The organism is Nonomuraea antimicrobica (assembly GCF_039536965.1).
In the GTDB taxonomy this organism is placed as follows: domain Bacteria; phylum Actinomycetota; class Actinomycetes; order Streptosporangiales; family Streptosporangiaceae; genus Nonomuraea; species Nonomuraea antimicrobica.
Genome location: NZ_BAAAZP010000060.1, coordinates 41,982 through 51,290 on the forward strand (window position 1 = coordinate 41,982; position 9,309 = coordinate 51,290).

At 73.8% G+C, this 9,309-nt stretch carries 9 protein-coding genes and 1 pseudogene; 4 read left to right on the top strand and 6 right to left on the bottom strand.

What is annotated here, in order from left to right; translation table 11 throughout:
* Positions 1-81 precede the first annotated feature (81 nt).
* Together ABD844_RS16095 and ABD844_RS16100 are read left to right on the top strand one after the other, a co-directional pair.
* Positions 82-1,065 carry a CE1 family esterase gene (locus ABD844_RS16095; protein WP_344877637.1) on the top strand — a complete coding sequence of 328 codons (984 nt, stop codon included), beginning with the start codon at positions 82-84 and terminating at the stop codon, positions 1,063-1,065.
* Positions 1,066-1,121: 56 nt separating this feature from the next.
* On the top strand, positions 1,122-2,453 hold the full coding sequence (locus ABD844_RS16100) for a serine hydrolase domain-containing protein (RefSeq protein WP_344877639.1): 1,332 nt from the start codon (positions 1,122-1,124) through the stop codon (positions 2,451-2,453).
* A gap of 105 nt (positions 2,454-2,558) precedes the next feature.
* Here ABD844_RS16100 and ABD844_RS16105 read toward each other — a convergent pair whose 3' ends face one another.
* Complete coding sequence (locus ABD844_RS16105; RefSeq protein WP_344877641.1) at positions 2,559-2,987, bottom strand: SRPBCC family protein; 429 nt, start codon at positions 2,985-2,987, stop codon at positions 2,559-2,561.
* 226 nt (positions 2,988-3,213) lie between these two features.
* Here ABD844_RS16105 and ABD844_RS16110 point away from each other — a divergent pair, with 226 nt between their 5' ends.
* Complete coding sequence (locus ABD844_RS16110) at positions 3,214-4,419, top strand: MFS transporter (RefSeq protein WP_344877643.1); 1,206 nt, start codon at positions 3,214-3,216, stop codon at positions 4,417-4,419.
* 86 nt (positions 4,420-4,505) lie between these two features.
* Here ABD844_RS16110 and ABD844_RS16115 read toward each other — a convergent pair whose 3' ends face one another.
* Positions 4,506-4,775 (bottom strand): zinc-binding dehydrogenase, encoded by a 270-nt coding sequence (locus ABD844_RS16115; protein ID WP_344877645.1) that lies wholly within the window; start codon positions 4,773-4,775, stop codon positions 4,506-4,508.
* On the opposite strand from ABD844_RS16115, the gene ABD844_RS16120 reads away from it, so the two are divergent.
* A complete protein-coding gene (locus ABD844_RS16120; protein WP_344877647.1) occupies positions 4,767-5,078 on the top strand; it encodes a hypothetical protein in 312 nt (103 codons plus the stop codon). The two genes, ABD844_RS16115 and ABD844_RS16120, sit on opposite strands and share 9 nt — an antisense overlap.
* Positions 5,079-5,779: 701 nt before the next feature.
* Here ABD844_RS16120 and ABD844_RS16125 read toward each other — a convergent pair.
* From ABD844_RS16125 to ABD844_RS16140, 4 genes and pseudogenes are all read right to left on the bottom strand, one after another.
* Complete coding sequence (locus ABD844_RS16125; RefSeq protein WP_344877649.1) at positions 5,780-6,178, bottom strand: hypothetical protein; 399 nt, start codon at positions 6,176-6,178, stop codon at positions 5,780-5,782.
* 72 nt (positions 6,179-6,250) lie between these two features.
* Complete coding sequence (locus ABD844_RS16130; RefSeq protein WP_344877651.1) at positions 6,251-7,273, bottom strand: cytochrome d ubiquinol oxidase subunit II; 1,023 nt, start codon at positions 7,271-7,273, stop codon at positions 6,251-6,253.
* A gap of 2 nt (positions 7,274-7,275) precedes the next feature.
* Positions 7,276-8,664, bottom strand: a complete 1,389-nt coding sequence (locus tag ABD844_RS16135; protein WP_344877653.1) for a cytochrome ubiquinol oxidase subunit I — start codon at positions 8,662-8,664, stop codon at positions 7,276-7,278.
* A gap of 161 nt (positions 8,665-8,825) precedes the next feature.
* Positions 8,826-9,309, bottom strand: a pseudogene (locus ABD844_RS16140) (SWIM zinc finger family protein); the annotation flags it as partial.

The window sequence follows — 9,309 nt, forward strand, 5'->3', positions numbered from 1 at the left end:
GTCCAGCGAGTGCGCTCGCGCCGTCCCGTTCCGGTCGCGCACACTGGCAGAGGGATCTCTGGCGCGGCGGGAGGCACGACGATGCCCACACGCATGACCCTGCTGATGGCGGCCCTGCTGATGGCCGCCGGCTGCACGGCCGCGCCACCGCCACCATCGTCAACACTGCCACCGCCACCATCGCCGTCGCCGAGCCCGCCCGCGCGGGCCGCCCCCACCAGCGGCTGCCAGGCCGCCCGACGCCTGGAGCCGGGCACCCACCGCATCCGGCACGGCGGGCTGGAGCGGCGCTTCCTGCTGTCGGTGCCGGACGGGCCCGGCCCCCACCCCGTCATCCTCGACCTGCACGGCCTCAACTCCGACGCCGCCCGCCAGAGCGCCTACAGCCGCCTGGCCGACACCGGAGCCCGGCGCGGCTACATCGTGGCCACCCCGCAGGCCGCCGAGGGACGCATGGGCTGGACGCTGCCCCACACCGCCGGCCCCGACGACACCGGCTTCCTCACCGCCCTGCTCGACCACCTCGAACGCGGCCTGTGCGTACGGTCCGGCCGCGAGTTCGCCGCCGGCATGTCGTACGGCGCCGCGATGGCCACCGCGCTCATCTGCGAACTGAACGGCCGCCTGACCGCCGTCGCCGCCGTGGCCGGGCTCAACCTCGTCCGCCCCTGCCCACGGGCCGTACCGCCCGTCACCGTCGTGGCCTTCCACGGCACCGCCGACCGCATCGTCCCCTACCGGGGCGGCCATCCCCTGCGCGACGCCACCGGCGGCCTGCGCGAACTCGCCGACCTCGTCGTGCTCGACCCCGTCGAGCAGGCCGCCGACGGCTGGGCCGCGCTGCTCGGCTGCACCGGCCGCACCACCGCCGCCCAGGCCCGGAAGGTACGCGTACGCGACTGGAAGACCTGCCGCGGCGGCGCCACCCTGCGCCTGTACACGATCGACGGAGGCGGCCACACCTGGCCCGGCCCCATCGACGTGCCCTGGCTCGGGACCACCGCCCGCGACCTGGACGCCACCGCCCTCATCCTCGACACCTTCGACCGCGCCCCCGCCCGCTGAGGCGGGGAGGCGTCCGGAAGCGTCCCGGGCCGGTCAAACGGCTACTCTTGTCGCTCATGACTCAGGTGGGACACCCGACGGCGCGCGCCCTGCTGCGCAGACTGGCCGTCGAACAGGCCGAATGCAGAGTGCCGTCGCTGACGGCCGCGATCGTGCGCGACGGGCGGCCGGTCTGGTTCGGCGGACGCGGCCGGGTCGGCGACGACGCCCCGTCCGCCGCCACCCAATACCGCATCGGCTCGATCACCAAGAGCATGGTCGCCGTCGTCGTCATGCGGCTGCGCGACGAGGGCCTCCTCGACCTGGCCGACCCCCTCGAACGGCACCTTCCCGGCACACCGTTCGGCCACCTGACCGTCGCCCAGTTGCTGTCGCACACCGCCGGCCTGACCGCCGAGCCGCCCACCGCCTGGTGGGAACGCACCCCCGGCCTGCCCGCCGACGACCTGCGCGCCCGCCTGGGCCCCGCCGCGCTCAAACACCGGCCCGGACGCCGCTTCCACTACTCCAACGTCGGCTTCGCGCTACTGGGCGAACTCGTCGGCCGCCTGCGCGGCACCACCTGGCTCAAGGCCCTGCGCACCGAGGTGCTCGACCCGCTCGGCATGCACGACACCACCCCCCGCCCGCGCACCCCGCACGCCACCGGCTACGCCGTGCACCCGTGGGCGGACGTCGTCCTGGCCGAGCCCGAACACGACGCCGACGCCATGGGCCCGGCAGGGCAACTCTGGTCCACCCCGTACGACCTGGCGCGCTGGGCCGCGTTCCTGTGCGGGGAGAGCGCCGGCGTGCTGTGCCCCGGCACGCTGGCCGAGATGCGCGAACCGGCCGGCGTCGAGGACGGCGACACCTGGACCAGCGGGTACGGGCTCGGCCTGCAGCTCGCCCGCCTCCGCGGACGCCGCCTGGCCGGGCACACCGGCTCCATGCCCGGCTTCCTGGCCACCGTGTGGGCCGACGCCGCCGAAGGGCTGGGGGTGCTGTTCATGGCCAACACCACCGCAGGCATGAGCGGCACCCTGCTCCCCGACCTGCTCGACATCCTGGAAGAGCACGAGCCGCGCCTGCCCGACGAATGGCGTCCCGCTCCGGCCGACGCCGGCCTGCTCGCCCTGACGGGGCTGTGGCACTGGGGGCCCAAACCGTACGCGCTGCGGCTGCTGTCCGACCGGGCCCTGTCGCTGGAACCGATCGGCGGGGGCGGGCGCGCCTCGCGGTTCGTGCCGCAGCAGGACGGGACGTGGCTCGGGCTGGACGGCTACTACGCCGGTGAAACCCTGCGTGTGGCGGCCGACCACCTCGACCTCAACACCTTCGTCTTCACCCGCGAACCGTACGACCCGGCCGCACCGGTGCCCGGCGGGACGAGCGACTGGCACGCCTGAACCCGGCGGGCGAGGTGGCGCGACAGGCCAGGCGACAGGGAAGGCCGCGCGGCTGTCGGCGTTCGGCGCGGCGGTTCGGGGCGCGATGGTTCAGGGCGCGATGGTTCAGGGCGTGGCGGTCAGCAGCCCGGCCAGCCTGCGCAACGAAAGCCGGAGCAGCACCAGCGCGGGCGGGCGTACCAGCGGCCACAGCGCCCGCCCCAGCGGCCCGAACGGCAGCTCCAGCTCCTCCGCCCACACCACGCGGCTGCCGTCCCGATGCGGGCGCACCCGGATCGCGCCCCGCCCGCGTACGAAGCGGCCGGTGTGCGTGACGCGCACCAGCTCCGGCGGACGCCAGCAGGTGATCGTCATCGTGTCCAGGAAACCGAACGGCCACACCCCCGTGAAGGCGGCCACCTCGTGCTCGCCCACCAGCCTGGCCGAGGTCAGCACCATCCACTCCCGGTGCCGTGGCCAGTCGGTGATCAGCGCGAACACCTGCTCCGGCGGCGCACCGACCTCGACGGCCGCCGCCGCGTACACCGGTCTCATCCCGACCTACCCCCCCGCTCGCCGCCGTCCTCGCGGGCACCTCGCCGAACGGCCGGACCCGCCGACCATTGTCGGCTCTCATGAAATACCTGCTCGCGATCGGGCTCGACGAATCCGACATGCACTGAGGAGATCGCCCGGCACGATTGCGGCCCACCCCCTGGTCGCGCCCAACCGCGCACACAGGGCCGCACGACGCCTGCGCCCCGGTGGCATGATCGAGGTCATGGCCTCCACTCCCCTCGGCCCGGCCTACCACCGCCTGTGGACGGCCACGGCCCTGTCGAACTTCGGCGACGGCATCAGGAGCGCGGCGCTGCCGCTGCTGGCCGCCTCGATCACCACCGATCCGGTCCTGGTGGCGGGCGTGGCCGTGGCCGGGCAGCTTCCGTGGCTGCTGCTGGGGCTGGCGGCCGGGGCGCTGGTGGACCGGTTCGACCAGCGCCGCCTGGCGGTCCTCGTCGACTGCGGGCGCACGGTGGCGCTGGGCGCGCTGATCGTGGCCGCGGCCACCGGCAACGCCACCGTGGCGTGGATCTACGCGGTGGCGTTCCTGTGCGGCGTGGGCGAGACCCTGCGCGACACCGCCACCGCCACGCTGCTGCCTCCCCTCGTGGCCGACACCGACCTCGAACGGGCGAACGGACGCCTGGTCAACGCCGAAGTGGCGGGCAACGAGCTGATCGGCCCGCCCGTCGGCGGCTACCTGTTCGGGGTCGCGGTGGTGCTGCCCTTCGCGGTCAACGGCGGCGTGCTGGCCCTGGCCGCGGCGCTGATCTTCAGCCTGCCGAACGTGTTCGCGCCCGCCCGGGACGGCGAGCGGAAGGGGCGCATCTGGGGTGACACGGTGGCGGGCCTGCGCTGGCTGGCGGGCCAGAGACGCATGCTCACGCTGACCCTGCTGTCCGGCCTGTTCGCCTTCGCCGACAGCATGTGGTTCGTCGTGCTCGTGCTCTATGTGCAGCAAGTGCTGCTGCTGCCCGCCGCCGCATACGGGCTGCTGGTGGGCGTCGGCGCCCTGGGCGGGCTGGCCGGCGGCTTCCTGGCCGGTCGCATCGCGCGGGCCACCGGCCCCGCGGTGGCGCTGGCCGGGTGCTTCGCCGCGGGCGCGGTCGGGCAACTGCTGCTGGGCCTGACGTCGGAGGTCGTCGTGGCGGGGCTGGGGCTGGTGGTCACCAGTGGCGCGTTCGGCGTCTGGGCGGTCGTGGCGCGTACGCTGCGCCAGCGGAGCACCCCGCGCGAGCTGCTCGGCCGGGTGACCAGCTCCGCCACGACCGTCGTGATGACCGCCTCGCCCCTGGGCGCCCTCATCGGCGGTCTCATCGGCGCGGAGTTCGGCCTGCGCGCCCCCATCCTGATCGGCGTCCCGGCGCTGGCCGTGGGCGCCTGCGTCGCGTACGCGGTCCTGCGCGACAAACCGCGCTCGCCGTGACGGCCCCGTCCCGGTAGAGGGAGCGAGGGCAGGGCTGGTGACGCGGGATCAACCGGTTCCGCCCTCTGACCTCCTGGCGGGACGACTCACCGTACGACGAGGACGACCTTTCCTGTGGTGCGGCCCGTCTCACCGTGGGTGTGGGCCTTGGCGGCCTCGGCGAGTGGGAAGGTCGCGTCGATGTGGGCGCGGAGTTTGCCCTCCTCGGCGAGCGCGGCGATCGCGAGCATGCCCGAAGGGTCGGCCTCCACGAGCATCGGTGCCAGTCGAACGCCCAGCTCGGCAGCCTTCCTCGCGCCGGCGTCGATGCCGATCGGCAGGATACCGGCATCTCGGCGATCCAGCCGATGCCACACGCCAGCGGCCTGGGCCCACTGATGGCCGCCGCCCGCAACTATCTCTACTCCCTCAACGCCGAACTCGCCGACGCCGGCGTCTACGCCGGCACCCTCTCGGTCGCGGCACTGATCGCCCGCAGCCAGACCGCCGAGGCCGTCGAGGCTCAGACCGGTGCCCCGGTCGGGTCCGGGCCTGTCAAGATGCCCAACGGTTTCGAGTTCCCCGTCGTCGACCCGGACGGCCTTGCTGAGCACTACTGGGACATGCACACCAAGCGGGACCGGGTCGAGCGCATCCACCCCGAGCCCGAGGCCCTGTAGAGCGGCACCACCGCGGCCGTCCCTCCGCGGGTCTCGTCATCGAACCGCGGGCCGGGCAGCCGGTCCACGAATGCACTTCCAGCAGCACCTCGGGCAGGTCAACGACCGACATGCAGGCCTCGACGTCGGCGCGCAGCGCGGTCAGCGCGGCGGGTTCGTCCGCGGGCTGGGTGAGCAGCCGCTGCACCAGGCCCGACTCGCGCAGGCCGCGGTAGTAGACGTCGCCGGCCGTCGGGTCGAAGTACGCGGAGCGTTCGCCGCGCAGCGTCACCACGCGTTCGGCCATGACGCACAGATTGTCCTGCGCGAAGGCAGGCCTTGTGTCTGGCGATCGTGGTCACGGCAGGGGTGGTAGTGATCGTCCGGGCTTGCGATGATCGCTATTCGGTCGAGATCAGACGGCCCCAGTGCGGTATCCCGCACATCCTCGCCCATGAGCATGGGAGCCGCGGCTACGGCTTTGGGTAATAATCCGTACTTTCACTTCGCAGACGGTAGAAAACACGCCCCGGCGCCGTCGTCCCGCTGAAGAGCACTTCTGGCAATTGGCTCTCAAGCACCACGGTATGGGCCTGGCCAACTGACCTCGGCCCGGAAACCGGCCTGCCCGATGGCCAGGTCGGAGTCCTGATAGGAGACCGCGACCCTCGGCGGCGATCCGGCGGGCCTGCCGACGGCGCCGCAGGCGGCGGTTCAGGGGGTCAGCCGCGCCCGCCCGTGAACGGGGCCTCGCCCTCCTTCAGCGGCCGGAAGCGCAGCGCCGACCACACCTCGTCCACGGCCACCTGCCCGTTGGGGCGCAGGCCGTACTCGCCGACGATGGGCCACAGGGTGTCGCGGTTGATGTCGGACCTGTTGCCCTTGGGGTAGGCCACCCAGAGGACGGCGGGCTCGGTGAGGCGGTCGCGATGCCGCTCCAGCAGTCGCCTGGCCGCGGCGGCGTCGGTGGCGAAGAACACCGCGACGGCCGCGTCCTTCAGGTCGTCGGCGTAGCGGGCGCCCTCGGGCAGCGGTGCGACCAGCGGGCGGTGGGCGCCGTCGGAGACCCACACCACGGTCTCGGGCTTGACGAGCAGCTTGTCGGCGACGGTCCTGGCCATGGTCTTCTCGGCTCCTTGGTCGTTCGGGACGCCCCCACACTTCCACCGACAAATCAAGTTGGCAAGGCAGTTCTATTGGTCGGCTGTGGGCGCCGTGGGATGGGTGTGCTCGCGCTGGAAGGTGGCGTACAACCACCACAGGGACGGCAGGAGCAGCACCGCGCCCACGGCCAGCGAGACGAGCGTGGCCGCCAGGACCGAGTCCGTCGCGGCGGCCTGGCGCAGCGTCAGCCCGGGCAGCAACGTCGGATACTGCCCCATGCCCCACCCCCACAACAGCCCCACCACCGCCAGCGCCGCCGTCACCCGCACCGCCACGTAGGACCGCAGCCACAGCAGCACCAGCGACGCGAGCCCGGCCAGCACCGACAGCACCAGGAACGGCAGCGCGCGCCCCGACGTCAGCTCCGCGAACAGGCGGGGCGCGTCCGCCCGCAGCACCAGCAGGCCCGCCGCCGACAGCACCCCCACCACCGCGCCGCAACCCAGCGCGCGCCGCCGGAACGCCTCGGTCAGCCCCGCGTCCCCGGTACGCTGCGCGTCCCTGGCCAGATAGACCGCCGCCAGGTACGCCGCCGTCCCCACCGCCAGCAGCCCGCCCACCAGCGAGGTCGGCCCCAGCCAACTGCCCACCAGGTCGCCGCGCGCCAGACCGGGCGGCACCCGTCCGGAGGCGATGGCGCCGGCCGCCGTGCCCAGGAAGAACGGCGTCAGCACCGACGACACCGCGAACGTGCCGCCCAGTAGGCGCTGCTGCCACAACTCGGCGGACACCTTGCGGAAGGCGAAGGCCGCGCCCCGGCCGATGATGCCGAGCGCGGCCAGCGTGAGCGGGATGTAGAGGGTGGAGGTCACGGCGGCGAACACCGGCGGGATGCCCGTCCACATGAGCACGATCACGAAGATCAGCCACACGTGGTTGGCCTCCCAGACGGGGCCGATCGAATGCTCGATGAGCGCCCGCTGCCGCCGCCCCGCCCGCGCGCCGCCGGCCACCAGGTCCCAGAACCCGCCGCCGAAGTCGGCCCCGCCGAACAGCACGTACGCGGTCAGCCCCACCCACAGCACGGCCAGTGTGATCTCCGGCAACGGCATGGTCACACCACCTTGTAGCCGGTGACGTCGCTCTCCTGCGGCGCGATCGGCACCGGCACGTCACGCGCCAGGCGGCGCAGCACGTAGACCACCGCCGCGGTCAGCACCACGTAGACCAGCGCGACCAGCACGAACCCGTACACCAGGCCCGGCGCGGGGTTGACCGCCTCGGAGGTGCGCAGCACGCCGTAGACCGTCCACGGCTGGCGGCCCACCTCGGTCACCACCCACCCCGCCTCCAGCGCCAGCACCGCCGCCACGCCGGAGACGGCCACCGCCCGCAGGAACCACCGTGAGCCCGGCAGGTCCCGCCGCCGTCGCCAGCTCACCGCCAGCCACACCGACAGGGCCAGCAGCGCCAGGCCCAGCCCGACCATGATCTGGAACGCCCAGTGCACGACGTTGACCGGCGGCCGGTCGGCGGGCGCGATGCCGTCGAGCCCGGCGATCACGGCGTCCGGGCTGCCGTGGGCCAGCAGCGACAGCGCGTACGGGATCTCCAGGGCGTAACGCAGCTCCCCATCGACCACCACGCCGCCCACGTGCAACGGGGCGCCGCGCTCGGTCCTGAACAGCCCCTCCATCGCCGCCAGTTTGATCGGCTGGTGGTCGGCCACGACCCTCGCCGCCCAGTCCCCCACCACCACCTGCGCGGGCGTGACGAGCGCCGCCACGGTCAGCGGCAGCAGCAGCCCGAGCCGGTGATAGCGGTCGCGCCGGCCGCGCAGCATGGCCACCGCGTACACCCCGGCCATGCAGAACCCGGCCACCATGAACGCGGCCAGGATCATGTGCACCGTCTGCGCCGGCGTGGCCGGGTTGAACATCGCCGCCCACGGCTCGACGCTCACCACCTTGCCGCCCTCCACGGCGAACGCGGTCGGCGTCTGCATCCAGGCGTTGGCCGCCACCACGAAGAACGCGCTGGCCACCCCGGCCACCACGATCGGCACGCCGGTCAGCAGGTGCGCCCGGGGCGGGAGCCGGTCCCACGCGTACAGGTAGATGCCCAGGAAGATGGCCTCGACGAAGAACGCGATCGCCTCCAGGGCGAACGGCAGCCCGATGACCTCTCCGTACACGCCCATCAGCCCCGGCCAGAGCAGCCCCATCTCGAACGACAGGATCGTGCCCGACACCGCGCCCACCGCGAACAGCACGCCCAGCGCCCGCGCCCACCGGCGGGCCAGCAGCCGGTAGTGCACGTCACCGGTACGCTGCCCGCGCCACTCGGTTAGCAGCGTGATGGCCGGCATGCCCACCCCCAGGCAGGCCAGCACGATGTGCCAGCCGAGCGACAACGCCATCTGCGAGCGCGCCGCCGCCAGGTCGACGGGGCCGGCCCCCGCCGCCCAGGCCGGGCCGGCCGCCGTCAGGACACGCGCGAGCACCAGATCCTCCACAGGGGTCGTCCGACTTCCGCACCCGCCGCCACACTGAGTGACTTTTCGCAGGTCACACGCGTTGCCGGGCCTACCCCTTACGCCGCCCGCTCAATCCGCGCCGGGCGTCGGCGATCACGCGCACGCCGGGCCGCCTCCGCGCGGGGCGCTCACGCCAGGAGGGCGGACGGGTCGCGTTCCGGCGGGCCTGCGGGCCACCACTCGCCCTCGCGGAGGGTGAAGGGGTACCAGCGTCCGTCACGGCCGTACCGCAGTTGCCGGGGGCCGAGGGTCCAGCGGTTGCGCCACGCCTCGACGGGCGGCGGCCGTTCGCCCTCCCAGCCGGACTCCAGCAGCGCCCGCGCCCTGGCCAGGTCGCGGCGGGGCGGCGTCCAGGAGTGTTCCAGGACCTCCAGGGCCGGTGCGCCGCCGTAGCGCCACGCCTGCACGGCGGCCTCGGAGCCGGGGCCGGGGCTGAGATCGTGCTCGGCGGCCAGCCGGACGCGGTCCTGGTGCTCGGTCAGCTCCGGCAGCTCCCCGCGCAGCAGCAGCTCGCGGGCCCGCGCCGACTCGGCGGCCGCCAGCACCGCCAGCGCGGCCGGGTCGGCGCCGGGAGCGGGGTGCAGGGCGGGCGCGGTGTAGCCGACGTCGTAC

Coding starts and splice junctions, on each gene's coding strand:
- ABD844_RS16120 (WP_344877647.1), top strand. CDS start 4,767: ATGCCACACGCCAGCGGCCTGGGCCCACTGATGGCCGCCGCCCGCAAC.
- ABD844_RS16095 (WP_344877637.1), top strand. CDS start 82: ATGCCCACACGCATGACCCTGCTGATGGCGGCCCTGCTGATGGCCGCC.
- ABD844_RS16110 (WP_344877643.1), top strand. CDS start 3,214: ATGGCCTCCACTCCCCTCGGCCCGGCCTACCACCGCCTGTGGACGGCC.
- ABD844_RS16125 (WP_344877649.1), bottom strand. CDS start 6,178: ATGGCCAGGACCGTCGCCGACAAGCTGCTCGTCAAGCCCGAGACCGTG.
- ABD844_RS16130 (WP_344877651.1), bottom strand. CDS start 7,273: ATGCCGTTGCCGGAGATCACACTGGCCGTGCTGTGGGTGGGGCTGACC.
- ABD844_RS16105 (WP_344877641.1), bottom strand. CDS start 2,987: ATGAGACCGGTGTACGCGGCGGCGGCCGTCGAGGTCGGTGCGCCGCCG.
- ABD844_RS16100 (WP_344877639.1), top strand. CDS start 1,122: ATGACTCAGGTGGGACACCCGACGGCGCGCGCCCTGCTGCGCAGACTG.